General features: G+C 70.1%; 24 protein-coding genes and 2 tRNA genes. 13 read left to right on the forward strand and 13 right to left on the reverse strand.

Features of this window, described 5'->3' with window-relative positions; translation table 11 throughout:
• Window positions 1–149 precede the first annotated feature (149 nt).
• Window positions 150–779, reverse strand: coding sequence for an alpha/beta hydrolase family protein (locus RNB18_RS15660; RefSeq protein ID WP_311714673.1), 630 nt, complete (start codon window positions 777–779; stop codon window positions 150–152).
• 9 nt (window positions 780–788) lie between these two features.
• On the reverse strand, window positions 789–1,604 hold the full coding sequence (locus tag RNB18_RS15665; RefSeq protein ID WP_311714674.1) for an SOS response-associated peptidase: 816 nt from the start codon (window positions 1,602–1,604) through the stop codon (window positions 789–791).
• 50 nt (window positions 1,605–1,654) lie between these two features.
• Between RNB18_RS15665 and RNB18_RS15670 the strand changes: the two genes are divergently transcribed.
• From RNB18_RS15670 to RNB18_RS15685, 4 genes are all read left to right on the forward strand, one after another.
• Complete coding sequence (locus tag RNB18_RS15670; RefSeq protein ID WP_266522155.1) at window positions 1,655–2,377, forward strand: M50 family metallopeptidase; 723 nt, start codon at window positions 1,655–1,657, stop codon at window positions 2,375–2,377.
• A 97-nt stretch (window positions 2,378–2,474) separates the two neighbouring features.
• Window positions 2,475–3,800: a 3-phosphoshikimate 1-carboxyvinyltransferase gene (gene aroA / locus RNB18_RS15675; RefSeq protein ID WP_311714675.1), complete on the forward strand. Its 1,326-nt coding sequence runs from the start codon at window positions 2,475–2,477 to the stop codon at window positions 3,798–3,800.
• A gap of 12 nt (window positions 3,801–3,812) precedes the next feature.
• Window positions 3,813–4,823, forward strand: a complete 1,011-nt coding sequence (gene rsgA, locus RNB18_RS15680) for a ribosome small subunit-dependent GTPase A (protein ID WP_311714676.1) — start codon at window positions 3,813–3,815, stop codon at window positions 4,821–4,823.
• 76 nt (window positions 4,824–4,899) lie between these two features.
• Window positions 4,900–5,223 carry a DMT family transporter gene (locus tag RNB18_RS15685; RefSeq protein ID WP_266522149.1) on the forward strand — a complete coding sequence of 108 codons (324 nt, stop codon included), beginning with the start codon at window positions 4,900–4,902 and terminating at the stop codon, window positions 5,221–5,223.
• A 26-nt stretch (window positions 5,224–5,249) separates the two neighbouring features.
• Here the strand turns inward: RNB18_RS15685 and RNB18_RS15690 are convergent, their stop codons facing one another.
• Complete coding sequence (locus tag RNB18_RS15690; protein ID WP_311714776.1) at window positions 5,250–5,858, reverse strand: TetR/AcrR family transcriptional regulator; 609 nt, start codon at window positions 5,856–5,858, stop codon at window positions 5,250–5,252.
• 207 nt (window positions 5,859–6,065) lie between these two features.
• Between RNB18_RS15690 and hisN the strand changes: the two genes are divergently transcribed.
• The 6 genes from hisN (at window position 6,066) to RNB18_RS15720 (ending at window position 10,923) form a co-directional block, all read left to right on the forward strand.
• A complete protein-coding gene (gene hisN, locus RNB18_RS15695) occupies window positions 6,066–6,866 on the forward strand; it encodes a histidinol-phosphatase (RefSeq protein WP_311714677.1) in 801 nt (266 codons plus the stop codon).
• Between the two features lie 183 nt (window positions 6,867–7,049).
• Window positions 7,050–7,448, forward strand: a complete 399-nt coding sequence (locus tag RNB18_RS15700; protein ID WP_311714678.1) for a CBS domain-containing protein — start codon at window positions 7,050–7,052, stop codon at window positions 7,446–7,448.
• Between the two features lie 80 nt (window positions 7,449–7,528).
• The gene (locus RNB18_RS15705) at window positions 7,529–7,945 is read left to right on the forward strand and encodes a Fur family transcriptional regulator (protein WP_069765890.1); all 417 of its coding nucleotides are present in this window, start codon (window positions 7,529–7,531) and stop codon (window positions 7,943–7,945) included.
• Between the two features lie 169 nt (window positions 7,946–8,114).
• Window positions 8,115–8,924, forward strand: a complete 810-nt coding sequence (locus RNB18_RS15710) for an ABC transporter ATP-binding protein (protein WP_394817625.1) — start codon at window positions 8,115–8,117, stop codon at window positions 8,922–8,924.
• On the forward strand, window positions 8,921–9,781 hold the full coding sequence (locus RNB18_RS15715) for an ABC transporter permease (protein ID WP_311714679.1): 861 nt from the start codon (window positions 8,921–8,923) through the stop codon (window positions 9,779–9,781). The genes RNB18_RS15710 and RNB18_RS15715 overlap by 4 nt, the downstream gene beginning before the upstream one ends.
• A complete protein-coding gene (locus tag RNB18_RS15720; protein ID WP_311714680.1) occupies window positions 9,778–10,923 on the forward strand; it encodes an ABC transporter substrate-binding protein in 1,146 nt (381 codons plus the stop codon). Before RNB18_RS15715 ends, RNB18_RS15720 begins: the two co-directional genes overlap by 4 nt.
• A gap of 49 nt (window positions 10,924–10,972) precedes the next feature.
• Here RNB18_RS15720 and RNB18_RS15725 read toward each other — a convergent pair.
• From RNB18_RS15725 to RNB18_RS15740, 4 genes are all read right to left on the reverse strand, one after another.
• A tRNA-Met gene (locus RNB18_RS15725) sits at window positions 10,973–11,046 on the reverse strand.
• Window positions 11,047–11,116: 70 nt separating this feature from the next.
• Window positions 11,117–12,952, reverse strand: a complete 1,836-nt coding sequence (locus RNB18_RS15730) for a tetratricopeptide repeat protein (RefSeq protein WP_311714681.1) — start codon at window positions 12,950–12,952, stop codon at window positions 11,117–11,119.
• A 207-nt stretch (window positions 12,953–13,159) separates the two neighbouring features.
• Window positions 13,160–13,233: transfer RNA gene (locus tag RNB18_RS15735), tRNA-Met, on the reverse strand.
• A gap of 54 nt (window positions 13,234–13,287) precedes the next feature.
• A complete protein-coding gene (locus tag RNB18_RS15740) occupies window positions 13,288–16,215 on the reverse strand; it encodes a UPF0182 family membrane protein (RefSeq protein WP_311714682.1) in 2,928 nt (975 codons plus the stop codon).
• A 200-nt stretch (window positions 16,216–16,415) separates the two neighbouring features.
• Here RNB18_RS15740 and RNB18_RS15745 point away from each other — a divergent pair, with 200 nt between their 5' ends.
• Window positions 16,416–16,958 (forward strand): PPA1309 family protein, encoded by a 543-nt coding sequence (locus RNB18_RS15745; protein WP_311714683.1) that lies wholly within the window; start codon window positions 16,416–16,418, stop codon window positions 16,956–16,958.
• A 99-nt stretch (window positions 16,959–17,057) separates the two neighbouring features.
• Here RNB18_RS15745 and RNB18_RS15750 read toward each other — a convergent pair whose 3' ends face one another.
• The 4 genes from RNB18_RS15750 to RNB18_RS15765 form a co-directional block, all read right to left on the reverse strand.
• The gene (locus RNB18_RS15750) at window positions 17,058–18,155 is read right to left on the reverse strand and encodes a YlbL family protein (RefSeq protein WP_311714684.1); all 1,098 of its coding nucleotides are present in this window, start codon (window positions 18,153–18,155) and stop codon (window positions 17,058–17,060) included.
• 36 nt (window positions 18,156–18,191) lie between these two features.
• Window positions 18,192–18,380: a hypothetical protein gene (locus RNB18_RS15755; protein WP_311714685.1), complete on the reverse strand. Its 189-nt coding sequence runs from the start codon at window positions 18,378–18,380 to the stop codon at window positions 18,192–18,194.
• A 123-nt stretch (window positions 18,381–18,503) separates the two neighbouring features.
• Entirely contained in the window at window positions 18,504–18,965 is a 462-nt protein-coding gene (locus tag RNB18_RS15760; RefSeq protein ID WP_059204531.1) for a molybdenum cofactor biosynthesis protein MoaE, read from the reverse strand.
• 207 nt (window positions 18,966–19,172) lie between these two features.
• Window positions 19,173–20,288, reverse strand: a complete 1,116-nt coding sequence (locus RNB18_RS15765) for an SDR family oxidoreductase (RefSeq protein ID WP_266389339.1) — start codon at window positions 20,286–20,288, stop codon at window positions 19,173–19,175.
• 192 nt (window positions 20,289–20,480) lie between these two features.
• Between RNB18_RS15765 and RNB18_RS15770 the strand changes: the two genes are divergently transcribed.
• A complete protein-coding gene (locus RNB18_RS15770) occupies window positions 20,481–21,908 on the forward strand; it encodes a zinc-dependent metalloprotease (protein WP_311714686.1) in 1,428 nt (475 codons plus the stop codon).
• The gene (locus RNB18_RS15775; RefSeq protein ID WP_311714687.1) at window positions 21,905–22,426 is read left to right on the forward strand and encodes an NUDIX hydrolase; all 522 of its coding nucleotides are present in this window, start codon (window positions 21,905–21,907) and stop codon (window positions 22,424–22,426) included. Before RNB18_RS15770 ends, RNB18_RS15775 begins: the two co-directional genes overlap by 4 nt.
• A gap of 49 nt (window positions 22,427–22,475) precedes the next feature.
• On the opposite strand, the gene RNB18_RS15780 is transcribed toward RNB18_RS15775, so the two are convergent.
• Window positions 22,476–23,213: an AIM24 family protein gene (locus RNB18_RS15780; RefSeq protein ID WP_059204535.1), complete on the reverse strand. Its 738-nt coding sequence runs from the start codon at window positions 23,211–23,213 to the stop codon at window positions 22,476–22,478.
• A 19-nt stretch (window positions 23,214–23,232) separates the two neighbouring features.
• Window positions 23,233–23,910, reverse strand: a complete 678-nt coding sequence (locus RNB18_RS15785) for an AIM24 family protein (RefSeq protein ID WP_311714688.1) — start codon at window positions 23,908–23,910, stop codon at window positions 23,233–23,235.
• Window positions 23,911–23,913: the final 3 nt, after the last annotated feature.

The raw sequence follows: 23,913 nt of genomic DNA on the forward strand, positions 1-23,913 counted from the left end.
CACCGCCCAATCCAGGTCAGCGCGGCTGCCGCGGCTCGGGCAGAAGGTCGAACCCATGCGGCGGACTTCCTCTCCTACGACGGTCTGCGCTGTTCCTCAGCGCTTCTGTCCGCCTCAACAGAGGTCCGCGGCTCAGCATTCCCGGGCTTTCACCCCAGTGACCCGAGCCACTTCACGACCGCGTCCGTGATGACCGTCACGGCCTCCTCCTGAGTGATCTGTGCCCGCTTCGGGACGGCGAAGCCGTGATCGCCGTAGGGCACCTCGGCCAGTTCGAAGGATCCGTCCGGGAATTCCTCCGGCTTCCCGAACGGGTCGCTGCCGCCCTGTACGACCAGGGTGGGCACCCCGGATCCGAGCAGCTCCGCGGCGCGGGACTTCTCCGGCCTGCCGGGCGGGTGCAGCGGGAAGCTCAGGGCGAGTACGGCGGCGGCGCCCAGTTCCACGGCCGTACGGCAGGCGACCCGGGCCCCGGCACTGCGCCCGCCGGAGATCACCGGCAGGCCGGGCTCCACGAGCGAGGGCCAGACGCCCCGCCATCCCACGTCCAGCGTCTTCGGCGCGGGCGCGACCTTCTTGCCGGCCACCCGCCAGGGCTGCTCGACCAGAGCGACGCTCACGCCATGGCCGGGGAGCACCCGCGCGAGCGCCTGGAGGTCCCGTGCCTCGATGCCGCCGCCGGCGCCATGGCTCACGGCCAGCACGAACCGCGCCTTCCGCGCCGGGTGCCAGGTGATGCGGGCGTCCCCGGCCTCGGTGCTGATGATCTCGGTCTTCACACCAGAAGGCTAGAAGAGTGTGCCCTCTTCCGGCCCCTCCAGCTCCTTGAGCAGCTCCGGCCCGTTGTTGCGGACGTTGCTGACGGCCGTGCTCACCGGAAAGGCCCGCATCAGCCCCTCGGGCGGCGGTGCGAGCAGGTTGCGCAGGTCGTCGAGGTCGGTGCGGGACGGGTCGAGCCAGGTGTCCCAGCGGTCCGGGGTCAGCATCAGCGGCATCCGGGGGTGGATGTCGACGAGCGAGCGCGGGCCGTCGGCCGGGGAGACGGCCAGCGGGCCCGTCTCCGCCTCGGTGGTGATCACGGAGCAGGTCGTCCACCAGGCCTGCGGATGGTCGTCGGGCAGGGTTTTGTCGCGCCAGAACTCGTACAGTCCGGCCATCGCGAACACCGAACCGTCGGCGGGCAGCACGAAGTAGGGCTGCTTGCGCGGCCGCTTCTTCTTCCCCTCGACCTCCAGCTCCCGCTCGCCGGACCCGGTGACCCACTCGTAGTAGCCGTCGGCCGGGATGATGCAGCGGCGGGTGGCGAAGGCCCTCTTGTACGACGGCTTCTCGTGCACGGTCTCCGCGCGCGCGTTGATCATCCGGGCAGCGCCCTCGGGGGTCTTCGACCAGCTCGGGACCAGCCCCCACTTCAGCTTCCGCAGCTGCCGAACCGGTCGCGGGTCCTCGACGTCCTTGAGGGGACGGTCGAGGACGGCGTAAACCTCCTTGGTCGGGGCCACGTTGTAGTCGGGCTCGAGGGTCTCCTCGGGCTCCCACTTCTCGATCTCAAAGATTCCTGCGAGATCCTCGGGCCTACGACTCGCTGCATACCGTCCGCACATACGTGCCACACTGCCAGACTCCGTACGAGGAGAGGGAGCCACCGGGAAACATGGACAGCACCGCATCGACCGCGCTGCCCGACCTCTGGGACCGCCTCGTCGGCCTGCAGCCCGACCCCGACCTGTGGGTGGTCCTGGCCACCATGGTGGCGGCGCTCGCCATAGTTGTCCCGCACACGCTGTGGCGGCTCTCGCGCAACGCCATCACCATCGCCCACGAGGGCGGCCACGGCCTGGTCGCGCTGCTCACGGGGCGTCAGCTCACCGGCATACGGCTGCACTCCGACACCAGCGGACTGACGGTCAGCCGGGGCAAGCCGCACGGGATCGGCATGATCCTCACGGCGGCGGCCGGTTACACCGCTCCCCCGCTGCTCGGCCTCGGCGGCGCCGCCCTGCTGGCCGCCGGCCGGATCACCCTGCTGCTGTGGGCGGCGACGGCCCTGCTCGTGGTGATGCTGGTGATGATCCGCAACGCGTACGGGGCGCTGACGGTGGTGCTCACGGGCGGCACCTTCGTGGTGGTGTCCTGGCTCGCCGGACCCCAGGTGCAGGCGGCGTTCGCGTACGCGGTGGTGTGGTTCCTGCTGCTCGGCGGGGTACGTCCGGCCTTCGAGCTCCAGGCGAAGCGGGCGCGGGGCGGGGCGGGTGACTCGGACGCGGACCAGCTCTCGCGTCTCACGAACGTCCCGGCGGGGCTGTGGCTGTTCCTGTTCCACGCGGTGAGCCTGTGCTCCTTGATAGGCGGCGGAAGGTGGTTGCTGGAGGTGTGACCGGCCGACTCAGGGGTGCGAGGCCGGCTCCGCCGCGGGGCGCGACCAGCCACGACGGCGCTGCACCCGAAAGACGACCGCCACTAAAGTGGACCCCATGGCTTCGAACCCCGCAGACACCGCCCTCTGGCCCGCCCCCCATGCGAGCGCAGCCGTCGACGCGACGGTCCACGTGCCGGGGTCGAAGTCAGTCACCAACCGAGCCCTCGTACTGGCCGCCCTCGCCTCCGAGCCCGGCTGGCTGCGCCGCCCGCTGCGTTCCCGGGACACCCTGCTGATGGCGGGCGCCCTGCGGGCGATGGGCGTGGCGATCGAGGAGGGCGTGGGCCCGGACGGCTCGGGCGAGGCCTGGCGGGTGCTTCCGACGGGCCTCGCCGGCCCCGCCACGATCGATGTCGGCAACGCCGGCACGGTGATGCGCTTCCTGCCACCGGTCGCCGCGCTCGCCGACGGCCCGATCCACTTCGACGGCGACCCGAGGTCGTACGAACGCCCCCTGAACGGTGTGATCGACGCCCTGCGCGTCCTCGGCGCGCGGATCGACGACGACGGCCGTGGCGCGCTGCCGCTCACGGTGCACGGCGGGGGTGCCCTGGACGGCGGCCCGGTCGAGATCGACGCGTCCTCGTCGTCCCAGTTCGTGTCGGCGCTCCTGCTGTCCGGCCCGCGCTTCAACCAGGGCGTCGAGGTCCGCCACATCGGCTCCGCCCTGCCGTCGATGCCGCACATCCGGATGACCGTGGACATGCTCCGCGCGGTGGGCGCCCAGGTGGACACCCCGGAGTCGGGCGGCGAGCCGAACGTCTGGCGGGTCACGCCGGGTGCCCTGCTGGGCCGGGACCTCACCGTCGAGCCCGACCTCTCCAACGCCCAGCCGTTCCTGGCGGCGGCGCTGGTGACCGGCGGCAAGGTCGTTGTCCCGGACTGGCCGCACCGCACCACCCAGCCCGGTGACCGGCTGCGCGAGATCTTCACCGAGATGGGCGGTTCCTGCGAACTCACCGAGTACGGCCTGGTGTTCACCGGTTCGGGTGCGATCCACGGCATCGATGTCGACCTCGGCGAGGTCGGCGAGCTGACCCCCGGCATCGCGGCCGTGGCGGCCCTCGCGGACTCCCCCTCCACCCTGCGCGGGGTGTCCCATCTGCGCCTGCACGAGACGGACCGGCTGGCCGCGCTCACCAAGGAGATCAACGAACTCGGCGGTGACGTCACCGAGACGGCCGACGGTCTGCACATCCGCCCGCGCCGGCTGCACGGCGGGATCTTCCACACCTACGAGGACCACCGCATGGCCACGGCCGGCGCGATCATCGGCCTCGCGGTCGAGGGCGTACAGATCGAGAACGTCGCGACGACGGCCAAGACGCTGCCGGACTTCCCCGACATGTGGAGCGGGATGCTCGGGAGCGAGAAGGCGTAGGGGACTCACGCCATGCGCCGCTACGGCAAGCACACCGACGAGGACGACATCCGCAGCCGCCCGAACCGCAAGGGCAACCGTCCGCGTACGAACATCCGCCCCAAGCACGAGGAAGCGGTCGAGGGCATGGTCCTCACCGTCGACCGGGGCCGTCTGACCTGTCTGGTCGACAACAAGGTCGTCATGGCGATGAAGGCCCGCGAACTGGGCCGCAAGGCCGCGGTCGTCGGAGACCGGGTGGCCATCGTCGGCGACCTCTCCGGCGAGAAGGACACCCTGGCCCGCATCGTGCGCATCGCGCCGCGCACCTCGGTCCTGCGCCGCACGGCGGACGACGACGACCCGTACGAGCGCGTGGTCGTCGCCAACGCCGACCAGCTCGCCATCGTCACGGCCCTCGCCGACCCGGAACCCCGCCCCCGTCTGATCGACCGCTGCCTGGTGGCTGCCTTCGACGGCGGTCTGACCCCTCTCCTGGTCCTGACGAAGTCGGACCTGGCCCAGCCCGACAAGCTGCTGGAGCTGTACGGCCACCTGGACATTCCGTACGTCGTCACCAGCCGCGAGGAATTGGAGAGCGGCGGCGCGGCGGACGTGGTGCGCGAGCACCTCGACGGCAAGATCACGGCTTTCGTCGGTCACTCGGGCGTGGGCAAGACGACACTGGTCAACACGCTGGTCCCGGTCGAGCAGCGCCGGGTGACGGGTCATGTGAACGCGGTGACCGGCCGCGGCCGCCACACCACGACCTCGGCGCTGGCGCTTCCCCTGGCGGGCGACGCCGGCTGGGTGGTCGACACCCCGGGCGTACGGTCGTTCGGCCTCCACCACGTGGACCCCTCCCGCGTGATCCTCGCGTTTCCCGACCTGGTACCGGGAACCGAGGGCTGTCCGCGCGCGTGCAGTCATGATGAGCCGGACTGCGCGCTGGACGCGTGGGTGGCCGAGGGTCACGCCGATCCGGCCCGGCTGTACTCCCTGCGGCGGCTGCTCTCGACGCGGGAGCGGACCGAAGGGGACTGACCTCCGCATTGTTTGGGTGTACGCGAGTTCGGTAAGTGCATAATCGCACCGAGCCGGACATACGGGAGGACAGCACATGGCGTGGCTGCTGGTGGTGGTGGCCGGGTTGCTCGAGACCGGATTCGCCGTGTGTCTGAAGCTCTCCCACGGTTTCACCCGACTGTGGCCGACGATCGCGTTCTGCATCTTCGCCCTCGGCAGCTTCGGCCTGCTGACCCTGTCCCTGAAGAAGCTGGATGTCGGCCCCGCGTACGCGGTGTGGACCGGCATCGGCGCGGCCGGCACCGCGATCTACGGAATGATCTTCTTCGACGACCTGGTCTCGACACTGAAGATCGTCTCGATCAGCCTGGTGATCATCGGCGTGATCGGACTCCAACTGTCGGGGTCATCTCACTAGGGCTTTTCACACCCCACTGGAGCCGTTCACACCGGCTGCCGGTGCAGCACGCTCCGCACCAGGTCCCCGACCCCGCCCTCACCCGGCGGGGCCGCCACGCAGGACAGGGCGAGCCGGACGGCCAGTTCGCAGGAGCGGGCGAGGTCGGGGACGTCCGACTTGTGCACACCGGGGCCGGAGAGGACGGACACGGCGCGGTCGCGCACCAGTGCCACGAAGTCGCCGGGCGACGGCAGCGCTCCGTCGGCCCGGCGCTGCGCCGGCACCGCGGAGGAGGACGGCACCGGAGAGAGCGTCGGCGAAGGGAGCCGCTCGCTCCAGCAGCCGGTGAGCATGGCCCGTACCAGCGCGTTCTCCCGGGCGGAGGCGGTGGTCCACTCGGCGGTCGCAGTCAGCCGTTCCCGGACGTCGCCGTGCGCGGTGAGCGCCCGGTCGACGCCGACGAGATACCCGTCGGCCTCTCGTCTGACCAGCGCGCGGGCCAGCCCTTCCTTGCTCCCGAACTCGTTGTACAGCGTCTGCCGGGACACTCCGGCCGTCGCCGCGACGTCCACCATCCTCACGGCGGACCACGGCCGACGCGCCAACGCCGTATAAGCGGCATCCAGCAGCGATTCCCGCGCAGCAGGCATCAGCGCCTCCCAGGGAGCAAGCAGCTCTGCGCCCAGATTTGACGCGCACGGGAGCACTGTCAAGGGTTCGCGAGGACACGAAGGGGCGCGCGCGGCGGCGCCTCGCAGGCGTGGGCGAGCGAAACGGGGCCCTGTCTGCACGAACCCCCGCAGCGTCCACACACCGGGCCCGCTGGCCCCGTACCGACACCGACAGATACCGTTCGCAACATGCCCGACTACCTCGACGACCTCAGCCTCGCCCACGTCCTCGCGGACGCGGCCGACGCGACCACCATGGCCCGCTTCAAGGCACTGGACCTCAAGGTCGAGACAAAGCCGGACATGACCCCGGTCAGCGAGGCGGACAAGGCGGCGGAAGAACTCATCCGCGGCCACCTCAAGCGCGCCCGTCCCCGCGACGCCATCCTCGGCGAGGAGTTCGGCATCGAGGGGACCGGCCCCCGCCGCTGGGTCATCGACCCCATCGACGGCACCAAGAACTACGTACGGGGCGTTCCGGTCTGGGCCACGCTGATCTCCCTGATGGAGGCGGCGGAGGGCGGCTACCAGCCCGTCGTCGGCGTGGTCTCCGCCCCCGCCCTCGGCCGCCGCTGGTGGGCAGCGAAGGGCCACGGCGCCTACACCGGCCGCAGCCTCTCCGCCGCCTCCCGCCTGCGCGTCTCCCAGATCGGCAAGCTCTCGGACGCCTCGTTCGCGTACTCCTCCCTCACCGGCTGGGAGGACCAGGGCCGCCTCGGCGGCTTCCTGGACCTGACCCGCGAGGTGTGGCGCACGCGCGCGTACGGCGACTTCTGGCCGTACATGATGGTCGCCGAGGGCTCGATCGACCTCTGCGCGGAGCCGGAGCTCTCCCTCTGGGACATGGCCGCGAACGCGATCGTCGTCACGGAGGCCGGCGGCACCTTCACCGGTCTCGACGGCCGTCCCGGCCCGCACAGCGGCAACGCGGCCGCTTCCAACGGTCTGCTCCACGACGAGTTCCTGGGTTATCTCAACGAGCGCTACTAGAGACCCGCCACCGGGGGCCGAGGGGCGCTTCCGGGGAGCACATCTGAGCACGCACGCCCTCAATCGGCGACGTGCGCCCTCTTGTTGACCCTCGCTTTACCTGCGACTCTGAGAGGACCCTCATTTGTGAACTTGTGAACCGGTGAACTAACACACCGGCTCCCAGGAGGTGACTGCGAACCCATGCTCGTCCGCGACGCCATGAGCACGGTGGTCCTCACCATCGGCCCCGCCCACACTCTCCGCCAGGCCGCCGCCCTGATGTCCGCCCGCCGGGTGGGCGCGGCCGTGGTCCTCGATCCCGATGGCACCGGTATCGGCATACTGACCGAGCGCGACATCCTCAACTCCGTGGGCCTCGGCCAGAGCCCGGACACGGAGTACGCACATGCCCACACCACCACCGACGTCGTCTTCGCCACCCCGACCTGGACCCTGGAGGAGGCGGCGCACGCGATGACCCACGGCGGCTTCCGGCACCTCATCGTCCTGGACCACGGCGAGCCCACGGGCATCGTCTCGGTCCGCGACATCATCCGCTGCTGGGCGCCTGCCCGACAGCGCGTACCGGCCCGCTCTTGATCTGGACTTAATCCAAGTCCAGCAGCCATCCAAACTCACACCCATTCGGATTCTGGTCCCATGCTGTTAAGCTGGGACGCATGAGCGACCTTTTGGAACGACTGCGCGGCCGCGGCTGGCGGATGACCGCGCAGCGGCGCGTCGTGGCCGAGGTCCTCGACGGCGAACACGTCCACCTGACGGCCGACGAGGTCCACGCTCGCGCCGTGGCCAAGCTGCCCGAGATCTCCCGGGCAACCGTCTACAACACGCTGGGCGAGCTGGTCACCCTCGGCGAGGTGCTCGAGGTCGCCACCGACAAGCGTGCCAAGAGGTACGACCCGAACGCCCACCGACCGCACCACCACCTGGTCTGCGCCCAGTGCGGCGCCATCCGGGACGTCCACCCCACGGGCGACCCGCTGACCGAGCTTCCCGACTCGGAGCGCTTCGGCTTCACCGTCTCGGGCGTCGAGGTCACGTACCGGGGCGTCTGCCCGAACTGCGCGGCGGCGTAACAGGCTTCACCGAAGCACAAAGCCCCGGCGTCCTTCGCGGACGCCGGGGCTTTGTGCTGCCCACGGGGTTCCTGAATCTGACGGACCGTCATATCGTCGTGCGGCCACCCCCTCTCCGTACCGAACTCCGCAAGGAGCAACCGTGGGAGATCCGCACCCCGAACCCACCGTGGGAGACCCGCAGCCCGCCCCGGAGCCACCGCAGGCCGCCCCGGACCATCCGCGCCCCAAACTCCACGCCACCGCCCTGACCCGCACCTTCGGCCGCCCGCCCCGCTCCGTCGAAGCCCTCGGCCCGCTCGACCTCACCGTCGACCCCGGCGAGTTCGTCTGCCTGGTCGGCCCCTCGGGCTGCGGCAAGTCGACGCTGCTGCGCATCGCCGCGGGCCTGCTCCGTCCGAGCGCGGGCACCCTGGAGATCCGCACGACAGCACCGCGTCCGGCCGCCATGATCTTCCAGGACTACGGCATCTACGACTGGAAGTCCGTCCGCGCCAACGTCCGCTTCGGCCTGGACATCCAGCGCGTCCCACGCCGCGAGGCGAACACCCGTGCCGACGAGTGGCTCGCCCGCATGGGACTGTCGGACTTCGCCGACGCGTACCCCGCGACCCTCTCGGGAGGCATGCGCCAGCGTGTCGCGATAGCGCGCGCCCTCGCCGTAGGACCCGAACTCCTCCTGATGGACGAGCCGTTCGCGGCCCTGGACGCCCAACTCCGCATGATCCTCCAGGACGAGTTGCTGGAGATCACGCAAACCCTGCGCACCACCACCCTCTTCATCACCCACAGCCTGGAGGAGGCGATCGTCCTCGGCGACCGCGTCCTGGTGATGTCCGCCCGCCCCGGCCGGCTGATCGCCGAACACCGCCCGCCCTTCCCCCGCCCGCGCACCGGCGACATCCGCTCGGCGCCCGAATTCACGTCCCTGAAGAGTGAGTTGTGGGACCTGCTGCGCAAGGAGGCGATACCGGCATGACGACCGTGGCTCCCGAGAAGGTCTCCGTACTCGTACGCCGCCCGGGCCCGGAAGAGCTGCACCCGGTACGCACCCACCGCCGCAGGCGAGCCCTGGAACTGACCCTGGCGACAGCCGTCCCCCTGCTCCTGGTCCTCCTGTGGCAGCTGGCCGCCACCCGGGCCTGGCTGGACGACCGCGTCTACCCCGCCCCTTCCACGATCCTCGCCGACGGCTGGGACCGCGCGGCGGCCGGCGACCTGTGGCCGGACGTGTGGGCGACCACGAAACGCGTCCTGGCGGGCTACGCGATCGGCACGGCCACCGGCTACGCGCTGGGGCTTCTGATGGGCTCGCTGTCCCTGGTGAGGGCAGCCCTGGAACCCCTGCTGGACGCCCTGTACGTCGTCCCGAAACTGGCCCTGCTGCCCGTCTTCCTGAACATGTTCGGCCTGGGCGAGGGCCCCCAGATCGCCCTGGTGGCGGCGACGGTCTTCTTCTTCGTATGGATCCAGACGATGTCGGCGGTGATCTCGATCCCCTCCGGCCACCGCGACGCGGGCCAGGTCTTCGGCGCCTCACCGTGGCAGATGTTCCGCCACGTCCTGCTCCCCGCCTCCCTCCCGTCCGTCCTGGTCGGCGCCAGGATCGCGGCGGGCGTGGCGGTCCTGGTGATCGTCGCCTCGGAACAGATCGCCGCGACGAACGGCCTGGGCCACCTGATCTTCGACTCACGCGCCCTGTTCCAGAACGACGTGATGTTCGTCGGCATCGTCTGCGTGGCCGCCCTCGGAGTCCTCTTCTCCGAACTGGTCCGCATCGTGGGCCGCCTGCTCACCCCATGGGCACCCAGGGACCGCGGAAGGGGCCAGTCGTGAAAACACGGTTCTACGGCGCAGTACTGACCGCAGGCCTCCTGCTGACGTCGACAGCGTGCACGGCGTCACACGATTCGACGAGCTCGGAGTCGAAGGCGGGCGGGGGCGGGACGCGGACCGTCCGCCCGGTGGCGGGCTGCGGCGCGAAGTCCTGGACTGACCCCGCGGACCTCTCCCCGACCCGCACCCCGGCCCGCTGCGAGCCCGGCACCCCCGCCCCCGCCCCGCTCCCCGAGCCCCGCAAGATCACGATCGCCACCGGCACACTGAGCGCGGAGTACGTGGCACCCCTCCAAGTGGCGCTGGACAAGGGTGAGTTCAAGAAGGAGGGCCTGGAGGTCACCCTGAAGGTGCTGCCGACCCCCGACTCGCTCCCCCTCCTCGCCAAGGGCGACATCGACGCGTTGTGGGCGGCCCCCGAGGCGGCTGTCATGAACGGCCTCCGGGGCGGTTTCGACATCCGCTGGGTCGCCGCGAACTTCTCGCCCGACCCGAAGTCGAAGAGCGGCCTGTGGGTACGGCTGAAGGACGGCGAGACCGGCGACCAGGTGAAGATGGCCGGCCGCAGGATGGGCACGATGATCGGCAAGGGCTCGGTGATCGCGTACCCCATGGAGAAGGCCCTCGAAAGTCATGGCGGCGGCCTCGACGAGATCCAGTACCAGCAGCTCGGTTCGGCCGATGTCCTCACGGCCCTGCAGAACGGCGGCGTCGACTCGGCCTGGCTCCTGGACCCGGTCTGGCGCAGGGTCGACGGCGAGCCCGGCTACGCCTTCCTCGGCGGCCAGCCGCTCGGCGAGCCCCTGGGCGGCATGCTCTACGGTCCCGGCCTGCTGAACGACGACGTGGACGCCGGGGTCGCCCTGCTGCGGGCGTACATCCGCACGGTGAACACCTACTTCACGGCCGACTACAAGTCGGATGCGACCTTCGTCACCTATCTGGCGAAACTCCTGAAGACCGACGAGGCGATCCTCAGGTCCACCCCGTCCCTGCGCATGGACTGGGAGATCCGGTCCGGCACGACGGACCGGCTGCAGGCGGCGTACACGTCACAAGGCGTGGCGGAGGGCGAGCCGCTGCCGGAATCGAAGACGGTGGACCGGACCCTGTACGAGGAGGCGGTGGGCCACCGCCCCTGAGAAACACCGAGGGCCGGAACCCTTTCGGATTCCGGCCCTCGATCGTCAGTAGCGGGGACAGGATTTGAACCTGCGACCTCTGGGTTATGAGCCCAGCGAGCTACCGAGCTGCTCCACCCCGCGGCGATGAATGCAACGTTACGTGAAGGAGGAGGCCAGAGGCAAATCGCTTCCGGCGCTCCACCGCGCATCGCTACGCCGACAGCTCCTCACGCAACGCGTCCCGCAGCCGAGCGGCCCGCTCGGCCACCTCGGCCGGCCCCAGAGCCACCGCCCGGTCGGCCCACCGCTGCCCTTCGGCCAGCTCTCCCCGACGCGCGTAGACCAGGGCCAACCGCAACGCCGCCCGCCCGTGCCCCGCGTCGGCCGCCCGGGCCCACCACACGGCGGCCTCCGGGTCGCTCCCCTCCCTGGCGAGCAGCAGCCCCAGATTGAAGGCTCCGTTCCGGGACCCCGCCTCCGCGGCCTCCCGGTACCACCGGGCCGCCTCCACGACATCACCGCGAGCGGCGGCGAGCATGCCCACCCGCACCTGAGCGCGCCGATGCCCCTGGGAGGCCGCCCGCTCGTACCACTCCTCGCACTCGCTCTTCTCCGTGTGCACCGGCTCACCGAGCGAGTGCGCGGGCACCGGCGGCCGCCGGGCGTCCAGCACGGTCGCCAGCCGGTACGCGGCCTCCGCGCTGCCGCCCCCCGCCGCACACCGAAGGTGCCGCTCGGCCTCGCTCTCGTCCCCGTCCCGCAGCCGGGCGATGCCCACCTGCAGCGCGGCCTCGGTGTGTCCGGCGGCAGCCGCCCGCTCGTACCACCGCAGAGCGACGGCCTCCTCGCCCCGCCCGGCGAACAGGATCCCGAGGTTGAACGCGGCGTCCACACTCCCGGCCTCCGCGGCCTTGGAGAACCAGGGCTCCGCCCCGGCCGTGTCCCCGCCCTGGAGCAGCAGAATGGCGAGCGCGTTGGCCGCCTCCCGGTGCCCCGCGTACGCGGCCCGCCGGTACCACTGCTCGGCCTGCGCGGTCCGCCCCTGCTCGGCGCAGAGCAGCCCCAGGTTGTACGCGCCGTTGTCGTCACCGGCGTCCATCGCCGCCCGGTACCAGCGCTCGGCGGTCTGCGACTCGCCGCGCTCGGCGTGCAGGGCGCCCAGGGCGTTGGCCGCGTTGCCGTCCCCGTCCTGGGCAGCGCGCAGCCACCATATGGCGGCACTCTCGGTGTCACCGGCGTCCCGCAGCAGGAACCCGAGCGCGCAGGCGGCCCGCGCCTCCCCGTCCTTGGCGGACGTCAGATACCAGCGCCCGGCCTCCTTGAGCGCGCCGCGCCTCTCCAGGATCGCCCCGAGATGCAGCGCCGCCCGACGGTGGCCGCGCGCGGCGGCCTGCCGGTACCACTGCTCGGCCTCGGCCCCGGCACCGTGGTCGTCCCCGACGTCGCCCTCGGGAACCAGCCGGCGGTCGAGCGCGCGGGCGAGCCGGTAGGCCGCCTCGCGGTGCCCCCGCTCGGCGGCGATCCGCATCCACTGCTCGGCGCCCGTGTCCCCGCGGTGCTCCAGCAGGTCGGCGAGCGCGTAGGCGCCCAGCGCGTGCCCCTGCTCGGCGGACTGGCGCAGCCAGTACTCTGCGGCGGGCTCGTCGCCCCGCTCACGGTGGTGGCGTCCCAGCGCGTGCGCGGCCGCGGCGGATCCGGCGACGGCGGCGATCCGCCACCAGCCGGCGGCGTCCTCGGCGTAACCGCGCTGGTGCAGCAGGACACCCAGGTTGTTGGCGGCGGCCCGGTCGCCCGCGGCGGTGGCGGCACGCAGATGGGGCTCGGCTCCGTCGAGGTCACCGCGGCGCAGCAGGAGGGCGCCGAGGACGCTCATCGCCTCGACATCACCGCTCTGCGCGGCAAGGAGCTGACGTGCCTCCTCGGCAGCCTCCCCGGTTTCGTCCCGGTCCATGGGCTGCGACAAGTCGCCCGTCGACTCCGAAAAATCGGCAGGCTGCACAAAACGCCCTGTCTCCAACAGAGTTGCCTTGTCCCCCATAACGTCCATCGTCGCACCACCTGCAACCTGGGTACACCTGGTATACCGCAGCCAGTGAGGTCACTTCAGCGTTTTGTCGACATGCCCACAGAGAGACAAGTCAAACACGGCTACCCCCAACTCCCCGAGGCGGCACGGCCGTCCCATCGGTCGGCACATGCGTTCGCACACCACGAAGGCCCGGATCCTCAAGAGGATCCGGGCCTTCGCTTTCAGTAGCGGGGACAGGATTTGAACCTGCGACCTCTGGGTTATGAGCCCAGCGAGCTACCGAGCTGCTCCACCCCGCGCCGTTGTGTTGCAACCGTATCACGGCGCGGGGTGGGCATTTGACCAGCGGCTGCTCAGCCGCTCGGACTACTGCTCGGACTGCTACGGGGACTACTGCTGGGACTGCTCCTGGGACTTGGACTGCTACTGGGCTTCGCGCTGCTGCCGCCGCTCTTGTCCGCTGCGGCCTGCGCGTTCTCGGCCCGCTTGAGCGCGTCCTCCAGGTCCTCCTGGGCCCGGCCGTACGCCTCCCAGTCGCCCTTCTTCAGGGCTTCCTGGCCGGCGTCGAAGGCCTTCTGTGCGTCGTCCAGCGCCTGTTGGACCGTCGGGTTGCTGGAGGTCGGTGGTGGCTTGGTGGTTCCGCCGTCGTCGTCCGGTGGCGGGGTCGTCGAAGCGTCCGCCCCGAAGACCTTGTTCAGGGCTTCGTCAAGGGTGTCCTCGAAGGCGGTGTTGCCGCCGTAGGTCACCAACACCTTCCGCAGCAGCGGGTACTTGAGTCCACCACCGCGTACGTAGACCGGCTCCACATAGAGCAGTCCTCCGTCGAGCGGCACCGTCAGGAGATTGCCGTACTCCACATTGGAGTCGCCTCTGTTGAGGAGGCTGATGGTCTCGGCGATGTCCTGTTCGGAGTTGAACTGGCTCTGCACCTGTTTGGGCCCGTTGACCGTGGTGTTGGTCGGCAGTTTCAGGATTCTGATCTTGCCGTAGTCACTGGTGCCGGCCTCGGCGTCGACCGACATGAACGCACTGAGGTTGTCCCGGCCGTTGGGCGTGAACGTCGTCGTGAGCGAGAACGCCTGTGCCGACTGGTCGGGCATCTTCATGCTCAGGTAGTACGGCGGCACCGCGTCGCCCGACTTGTTGGTCGGGTCGTCCGGCACCTGCCACACCTCGCTGCCGCTGAGGAAGGTGTCCGCGTCCTCGACGTGATAGCGCGCCAGCAGCTCACGCTGGACCTTGAACAGGTCCTGCGGGTACCGCAGATGAGCCATCAGGTCGGTGGAGATGTCCTTCTTCGGCTCCACCGTGCCCGGGAACGCCTTCATCCAGGTCTTGAGGACCGGGTCCTTGGTGTCCCACTGGTAGAGCTTGACCTCGCCGGTGTACGCGTCGACGGTCGCCTTCACCGAGTTGCGGATGTAGTTGACCTGGTTCTGCTGGGCCACCACCGCACGCTGGTTGTTCGTCGCGGTCAGCGAGTCGGCCGTCGTGTCACCGAGGGTCGTACGGGAGGCGTACGGGTAGCCGTTCGTCGTCGTGTAGGCGTCGACGATCCACTGGATCTTGCCGCCGACCACCGCCGGATAGGCGTCGCCGTCGATGGTCAGCCAGGGGGCGACCGCCTCGACCCGCTGCTTGGGCGTGCGGTTGTACAAAATCCTCGAGCCCTCGCCGATCGCTCCGGAGTAGAGGATCTGCGGCTCGCTGAACGCCACCGCGTACGCGGCCCGGTTGACCGGGTTGGAGAGGTTGACCCCGCTCTTGTCCTTGTAGCTGTAGGTCTTCTCACCGTTGTCGTCGGAGTAGTCGATCTCCTTCTGGGGACCGCCGACGATCGAGTACTCGGTGGTCTTCTCGCCGTAGTAGACGCGCTGCTGGTACGTCCCGAGGTCGCCCTGGGACGGCAGGTTGGACTCGGTGAAGACCGGGCGGCCCTCGGCGTCGGCCTCGGTGCCCTTCGCGGCGACCACGCCGTAGCCGTGGGTGTAACGGAAGTGGTCGTTGATCCAGTTGTTCTTCGGGATACCGGCGAGGTTCAGCTCGCGCAGACCGATGACCGTGTCCTGGTCCTTGCCGTCCTTGCTGTAGCGATCGACGTCCAGGTTGGTCGGGAACGCGTAGTAGTTCCGCATCTGCTGGAGCTGCTGGAACGTCGGTGAGACCACGTTGGGGTCCACGACCCGGATGCTCGCCGTGGCGTCGACGTCATCGCGCAGCTTGGTCTTGTCCGTGGTGGTGGACTTGCCGTCGTACTCCTTCACCGAGGCGTCGTCGATGCCGTACGCCTCACGCGTCGCCTTGAGGTTCTTCTCGACGTACGGCGCTTCCTTGGCCTGCTCGTTCGGCTGGACCTGGAACTTCTGGACGATCGCGGGGTAGAGCCCGCCGATCAGGATCGCCGAGAGCACCATCAGGCCGAAGCCGATCACGGGCAGCTGCCAGGTGCGCCGCCACAGGGTGGCGAAGAACAGCAGGGCGCAGATCACGGCGATGCAGAACAGGATCGTCTTGGCCGGCAGATAGGCGTTCGCGTCGACGTACCTGAGGCCCGTCCAGCTGTCGGTCGCCTTGAAGTCGCTGGACTTCACCGCGAGGCCGTACCGGTCGAGCCAGTACGCGACCGCCTTCAGGGCGACGAAGACGCCGAGCAGCACCGACAGGTGCCCGGTCGCGGCGGCCGTGGCCCGCGCGCCCGGGGAGGTGATCCTGAGACCGCCGTACAGGTAATGGGTGAGCGCTGCGGCGATCACCGAGAGGATCGCCGCGGCGAAGCCGAAGCCGAGCAGGAACCGGTACCAGGGCAGGTCGAAGGTGTAGAAGGAGATGTCGAGGTGGAACTGCGGGTCCTTCTGGCCGAAGGAGACGCCGTTGACCCACATCAGCCAGGTCCGCCACTGACTGGAGGCGGAGGCGCCCGCGATCAGGCCCACCAGGGAGACGATCCCCAGCAGCAGCCACCTCTTGTAGGGCGCGATGCCCATGCGGTAGCGATCGAGGTTCTGCTGCTCCATGGACATGGCGCTCAGCGGCGGGCGCAGCCGGTGGGCCAGCCAGATGTTGAAACCGACCGCGAGGGCCATCAGCACGCCGAAGACGAAGAACAGCCCGATCTTGGTCCACAGCGTGGTGGTGAACACGGACGAGTAGTTCACCGAGCGGTACCAGAGCCAGTCCGTCCAGAAACCCGCGAACATGGTGAACGCCATGCCGAGAACGGCAAGGACGCCCAGCGTCATGAGCAGGGTCCGGGCGCGCCGGGACGGGCGGCCCACTCTCATCCGCGGCCCCGTCGGGCCTCCGCCGCGGTCCGGCATCTGGAAAGCCAAGGTGCGCACCTCGAAGTTCGCTGTCGATCCGTCAGGCCCCCGTGTTCGCGAGCCCCTCCAGAGCCCCCGTGATCGCGGGCCCACACCTATGCAACTTACTCACCGTTTACTCGGTTCCCGATTCCGGTCACGAACGAGGCAGGATTGTGACCATGTCCAACACTCCCATGGCAGCGAGCCCGCTCACCCGGGCCGTACTCGAGATCGACGAGTACGCCTCCGGCCTCGGCTGGGACCAGCCCGCTCGCCTCTTCGCCCTCGTAGACACCGCACAGCTGCGAGCTCAGGAACCCGCTCTCGCGAGCCAGCTCGGTCTGGAGGAAGCGCAGGAGTCCTCGGGCCTGACCCCCATCGAGCAGGACGAGATTCCCGCGGGCAAGCCGCTCGACGAGTTCCTCGGCACGATCGCCTGGCCCGACGCGGTCGTCGGCTGCGCGCTCACCGTGGAGCGCCTGATGCTGCCGCCGTCCGCCGAGGCGTCCGTCCCGCAGGGGCTGAGCGACGCCCGGTTGGCGAAGTGGGTCGCCGAGCACCCGGCCCGCCAGGAGGTCCGTATGACGGTCGCGGTCCTGCGCGACGGCACCCGCGACTCTGCCCTGCGCCTGCGCGAGAAGGACTCCCCGACGGAGGTCCTCACGGGCCGCGACCTGGTTCCCGGCCTGGCGGAGGCGCTGTCGGCGACGTTCGCGGACTGAGTTCTTCCAGGTCTCCCAGATCTTCCAGGTCTTCCGGTACGACGACGGGGGCGCCCTCGGTGTGAGGGGCGCCCCCGTCGTCGTACCCGTGCGTGCCGGTCAGCTCTTGGTCGTGCACTTCGGCAGGTCGGCCGTCCTGCCCTCGCGGATGTCCTTGAGCGCGCCGAGGGCGTCGTCGATGGTGTTCACCTTGACCAGGGTGAGTCCGCCGGGGGTGTCCTTGGCGGCGGCCGCGCAGTTGTCGGCGGGCGTCAGGAAGTACTGGGCGCCCTTGTCGCGCGCGCCGACCGTCTTCATCTCGATGCCGCCGATCGGGCCGACCTTGCCGTCGTCGTCGATCGTCCCGGTGCCGGCGACGAACTTGCCGCCGGTCAGGCTGCCCGGAGTGAGCTTGTCGTAGATGCCGAGCGCGAACATCAGACCGGCGCTCGGGCCACCGACGTCGGCGAGCTTGATGTCGACGGTGAACGGGAAGGTGTGGTCGGTCCCGGCGGCGATCCCGACGATGGCGCGTTTCTCGCCCTCGTCGTCGGACGTCCTGGTCGTGATGGTGATCTTCTCGGTCTTCGTCGCCGTCCGATGTGCCTTCTCCGCGGCGGCCTGCTCCTTCGCGGGCACGATCGTGAACACGACGTCCTCGCCGGGCTTGTGCTTGGTCACCAGCTTGGCGACGTCGTCCGGCTCCTTCACCGTCGTACCGTCGACGGCCTTGATCACGTCACCGGCGTGCAGCCTGCCCTCGGCCGGGGAGTCCTTCACGACGGTGGAGACGATCACCCAGGCCTGCACCGGGACGGCCAGTTCCTTCAGGGCGGCGACCTTGGCGCTCTCCTGGGACTGGCTGAACTCCTCGGCGTTCTCCTGGGTGGACTGCTCCTCGGTCTTGCCGTCCGGATAGAGGGTGTCGTGCGGTACGACCTTGTTGTCGTGCGCGAGCCAGCCGTACACGGCCTCGACGAGGTTCATCTTGTAGTCGGCGCTGGTGACCCGGACGGTGGTCATGTTCAGGTGACCGTTCGTCGGATACGTCTTGCGCCCGGAGATCTGCAGTACCGGCTCGCCGCCGTGGTCCCCGAGGGTGTTCACCGTGGGGCCAGGTGACATCTCGGCGTAGGGCACTTTGATGAAGACTCCCGCGCACAGGAGCGCGATCAGCATCAGGGTGGAGGCGAGCATCGTCGCGGTGCGGCGTGGCATGGCACGACAGTACGGGACGCTCCTGTCGGACCATCGTCAGGGCGCCGTCGTCACCCGGTCGTCAGGGCCGGAGTGCGACTTCTCCATCGCGGCGCGGAAACGGGCGTAACCGTCGAGCTCGGGGCCGTCGCTGCGCATCCGCCGGGTCCGGTTGGCCCAACTGCCCCACAGTCCGGCAGCGACCGCGGCCAAGAACGGAATCAACAACCAGATGAGCGCCCCCATGCCGACCTCCCGACCCCGCGCTGAGCGACCGCGAAAAACTGACTGATCAGCAGATTAATCATCCGCACTGACAACGCTCATGCCAGGGGTGCGGTTACGCAACCGGAGGGGTGAAGGAAGGGTTCAGCAGGCGCCGACCCATTCCTCCGTACCGTCAGAGAACGTCTGGTGCTTCCAGATCGGAACTTCGTGCTTGAGATCGTCGATCAGCTTCCGGCAGGCCTCGAAGGCCTCTCCCCTGTGAGGACAGGAAACGGCGACCACGACGGCGAGATCCCCGACCCCGAGATCCCCGACCCGATGCACGGCGGCAAGGGCCCGCACCGGAAACTCGGCGACGACCTTTTCGGCGACCCGCCGCATCTCGGCCTCGGCACTGGGGTGACACGAATACCCGAGCTTGTCTACGTCGGCTCCCCCGTCGTGATTCCTGACGGTCCCGACGAACAGGGCGGTCCCCCCGGCGGAGTCGTCCCCGACGGCCCGGAATACCTCGTCGAGGGAGAGCGGGGTCTCACGGATCGCGATCAGCTTGATCGGCTCATCGGCGGCCTGCTCACCGGGGTGGTCGTAAGTGGGTGCCATGCGTCCATCGTGCCGCACTCCTGAGACCACGGGAAATAGCGCTATCACCCGGCACACGCGTGTGTGCGTTTGGAGGCTCGTACAGGGGACGCGCCTCGCAGGGGTGCGGGGCTGTATCGATCTGCGGCTCCGCCGCGTGGGCGCGACGGCCCCCGCGGACCCGCAGCCGCCGGCCAACCTCGCGCAGCACCCCGCGAGGCGCTCCGGTCAGATCCGCCGCCGCGCCTTCCGGGCCCGCCGCACCACAGCCGCCGCCCCCAGCAGCGCCACCGTCGCCCCCGCGGCCCCCGCGGCCGTCGCGTCCTTCCGCCCAAGCCGCCGCCCGGCGACCGTGTGCCGCCCGGCGACCTCCTCCAGCAGCTCCGCGAGCACCTCCTCGTTGGTCCACTGCGGCCGCCACCCGGCGTCATGCAGCCGGCTCCCGCTCACCACCCAGGGGTACATCGTGTACGCGAGATCCCCCGCGGGAGACGGCGTCAGCCCGATCCGGTGCAGCCGGGCCGCCGCCCCCAGCGCGACCGCCGACGGCAACTCCATCCGGCGGATCCCGCTGAGCTCCTCGATCTCCTCCTGCTCCAGCCACCCGTCACACCCGACGGCCAGCTCCCCGTCGACCTTCTCCAGGACGGCGTGCTCCAGAGCGCTGCACAGATCCTCGACGTGGCAGAACTGCCACGCGGGCCGGGACCCGGCCACGACCAGCAGCCGCGGGGACTCGAAGTACCGGGTCAGAGCGGTGTCGGTCCCGCCGCCCACCAGCACGGCAGGCCGCACGACGGTGACATTGAGCCCGGGATGCGCCCGAGGGGCCCGCCGCGCGAGCCGCTCGATCTCCAGCAGATCGCCGACCCCGGTCGCCTCCGCGGTGGCCCGCAGCTCGGCGTCCTCCGAAAGGGGCAGTTCGTTGTCCGGAAGCGCCCCGTAGACCATGGCGGAGGTGCACAGCACGACCCGGTGGACGCCGGCGGCCGCCGCGGCGGTCAGGACGGTCTGCGTCCCCCGGACGTTGTACGCCGTACGTGCGGCCGGGTCCGTCTCCAGATCGAGGTCGAGCGCCAGATGCACCACGACGTCGGCCCCGCGCAGTTTCTCCGCGATGGCCGGATCCCGCACATCCAGGATGTGCCACTGCGCCGCGGCGCACTCACCACGCCGCTCGTCCAGCGCGATGACCTGCTTGATCTCCTCCGAAGCGGCCAGCCGCTCGGTGAGCAGCGCTCCGATGCCGGACGCGGCACCGGTGACCGCGACGACTGGCCGGCGCGCGGCGGGGTTGGTTGACTGGTTTCGCGCTGCGCGAACCTGCGGATCAGGGGAACTCACCGGGCGTCTCCAGCGGTTGTCTTCAGTAGGAACGCGAGTGACGCGTACGTACCAGGTGGCATCCATCCTGCCGCAGGCGGAGAGTCGGCGGAGCACCGAGGCCCTAACGGCCGTCGGTGTCTACGCTGGGGGGTGTTATCGGGCAGCCGCGCCGCCGGAGGCAACCGGTGGCCTTACCAGCCGAGGAATCCCGTGAGTGACACCCCATTCGGATTCGGCCTTCCGCCGGAGGAGCCGGACGACGGCGACGAGGGCAAGAAGAAGGACCAGGAGAGCGGTGGTGGTCAGGGACCGGCCAACCCGTTCGGTTTCGGCGGTCTGCCCGGAGCCGGAGGCTTTGGCGGCCCCGGTGCGGACAATCCGCTCGCAGCCATGTTCGGTTCACTGAACCCCACCGACCTGGGCGCCGCCTTCCAGCAGCTGGGTCAGATGCTCTCGTACGAGGGCGGTCCCGTGAACTGGGACATGGCCAAGCAGATCGCCCGCCAGACGGTGTCCCAGGGCACCGCGGACGGCACCAAGGACGCGAGTATCGGCCCCGCCGAGCGCACCGCGGTCCAGGAGGCCGTGCGCCTGGCGGACCTGTGGCTCGACGACGCGACGTCGCTGCCCTCCGGGGCGGGCTCCGCCGTGGCGTGGTCCCGCGCGGAGTGGGTCGAGGCGACCCTGCCCGCGTGGAAGGAGCTCGTCGACCCGGTCGCCGAGCGCGTGGGCAATGCCATGGGTGATGTCCTGCCGGAGGAGATGCAGGCCATGGCGGGCCCGCTGATCGGCATGATGCGCTCGATGGGCGGGGCCATGTTCGGCACCCAGATCGGGCAGGCCGTCGGCGTGCTCGCGGGCGAGGTCGTCGGCTCCACCGACATCGGCCTGCCGCTCGGCCCGGCCGGCAAGGCCGCGCTGCTGCCGGCGAACATCGAGGCCTTCGGCAAGGACCTCGGCGTGCCCAAGGACGAGGTGCGGCTGTATCTCGCCCTGCGCGAGGCCGCCCACCAGCGCCTCTTCGCGCACGTGCCGTGGCTGCGCTCGCACCTGTACGGCGCGGTCGACGGCTACGCGCGCGGGATCAAGGTCGACACCGCCAAGCTGGAGGACGTGGTCGGCCAGTTCGACCCGCAGAATCCCGAGCAGTTGCAGGACGCCCTCCAGCAGGGGATGTTCCAGCCGGAGGACACGCCGGAGCAGAAGGCCGCCCTGGCCCGTCTGGAAACCGCTCTGGCGCTCGTGGAGGGCTGGGTGGACGCGGTGGTCCACGCGGCCGCGAAGCCGCGTCTGTCGTCCGCCGACGCGCTGCGCGAGACCCTGCGCCGCCGCCGCGCGTCGGGCGGCCCGGCCGAGCAGACGTTCGCCACGCTGATCGGGCTGGAACTGCGTCCGCGCCGCCTGCGGGACGCCTCCCGTCTGTGGGCCTCGCTCACCGACGCGCGCGGGGTCGACGGCCGTGACGGCCTGTGGTCCCACCCGGACATGCTGCCGACCGCGTCCGACCTGGACGACCCGGACGGCTTCGTGCACCGCGAGCAGCTGGACTTCTCCGAGCTGGACAAGATGCTCGGCGAGGCCGCGGAGAAGCCCGACCTCAAGAAGAAGGACGACCCCGAGGGCGGCAGCGCAGAGTGAGTCTCCATGACGACGCCGTCCTGGTCCTCAAGGGATACGAGGACCAGGCGGATCTTCGCCAGGCCTACCTGGACCATCTGGCGGCACACCCGGACGGCATGTGGAAGGCCTGCGAGGAGGGCCACATCACGGCGAGTGCCCTGGTCGTCGACCCGGAGCGCGGACGGGCTCTGCTGACCCTCCACAAGAAGCTGGGCATGTGGCTGCAGATGGGCGGCCACTGCGAACCGGCCGACACCTCCCTGGAGGCGGCGGCCCTGCGCGAGGCGACGGAGGAGTCCGGCATCCCCGGCCTGACACTGCTGCCGGGCGGCCCGGTGCGCCTGGACCGGCATCCGATTCCGCCGCCGTGCCACTGCCACTTCGACGTCCAGTACGCGGCGCTCGCTCCGTCCGGGGCCGTGGAGACGGTCAGCGACGAATCGCTCGACGTGCGGTGGTTCGCCTACGACGAGGTGGCGGCTGTGGCGGACGATTCGGTCGTACGACTGCTGGAAGCGACCCGCGCGAGGCTGTGAGCGCACGGGTAAGGGGCGCCCGGCAATGACAGGCGCCCCTTACGCATGGCTAGCTGTTGCTGCCCCCGAGGGAGTTGCCGCGCATGCCGAACTGACCGAGCATCCCGCCGTTGCGCATGCCCTGCGGCGGCAGCAGTTCGCTGGGCTGGACCAGGACGTGGCCCGTGCCGCCGAAGTGCATCTCCCAGCCTTCGCCGGTGGTCCCCCGGCGGCGCCACACTCCGGAGGTGGAGGTGGGCGCCTGGAGCTGGGTGCGCAGCGACGTGGACCAGGCGATGACGGCGTCGGAGTCGACACAGACGTTCTTGTCCGGTCCCACCTCCAGCACCAGCGGCTCGCCGGAGGTCATGAGGACCACCTGGCCGGAGCCGGACAGCTCCAGGTTGTAGGCGCCCGCGGCGGCCACCTCGACGGCGCTGTCCACCGCGACGATGCCGACACCGAGGGAGCCGTCGAAGGCCAGGACGTAGGAGCTGTCGACCGTGATGCCCCTGCCGACCTCCATGATGTGCAGGTGCTGGGCGAGGTTGGCCAGGTAGACGATGCCGTTGCCCTTGCAGCGCATGAGTTCGAGGCGCTCGCCGGTCATCCGCTCGACGTTGCGCCAACTGCGGTTGCGGTACTGGCTGTCGAACTCGACCTGGCCCTCGAAGGCCACCATGGCGCCCTGCCGGGCGAGAACGGCGCTGCTGCCCTGGGTGACGTCGGTCTTCAGGAGCTGCGGGTTCTGCAGTGTGTAGCGCCCGGTCGACTCGACCGGGACGTGTGCGAAGAGTGTGCTGTGCATGATGTGCCTGGTGCTCCCCTCAGCCCCGGATCTTGAATCGGTCGCCGGTGTCCTCGCTCGGCTGGACGACGACGAAGCCCTGTCCCTTGAAGCCGATCTGGAAGGCCTCGCCGCTGCCGCGGCCGATCAGCGCGCTCGCCTTGATGGTGCGGCGGGCCTTCATCTCCAGGCCGGTCGTCCAGGCGACGAGGGCGTCCGGGTCGACGTACGTCTCGCGTTCGGCACAGTCCAGGGCCATCGGGATGCCCCGGCTGACCAGGGCGACCCAGCCGGTGCCCTTGACGACGAGGTTGGTCAGGCCGGAGCCGGACAGCTTGGCGAGCCCCTTGACCGGCTCGATGGCCAGTTCCAGCGAGGCGTCGCAGGCCAGCAGGGTGGCGCCGTTGACCGACAGGGCCTCGCCGTTGAGGTGCAGGACGAGGATGTCGCCGCCGTAGTCGGCCAGGTAGAGATCGCCGTCGCCGCGGGCCAGCATCAGCTTGCCGCCCTCGCCGCTGACCATCTCCTCCGCCGAGCGGCGCAGGCTCGCGGGCGCCCCGTCGAACTGCACATAACCGTCGTACGCGATCATCGAGCCGGCCTTGGCGATCAGGTCCTGCCCGGTGACCATGGTGACCTTGAGCGTCTTGGAGCTGTGCACGCTCATGCGGACGCCGGTCGCGGCGGCGCGGTGCGCAGTCAGAGTCTGGGAGTCCATGGC

The sequence above is a fragment of the Streptomyces doebereineriae genome (assembly GCF_031845645.1).
GTDB lineage: Bacteria > Actinomycetota > Actinomycetes > Streptomycetales > Streptomycetaceae > Streptomyces > Streptomyces canus.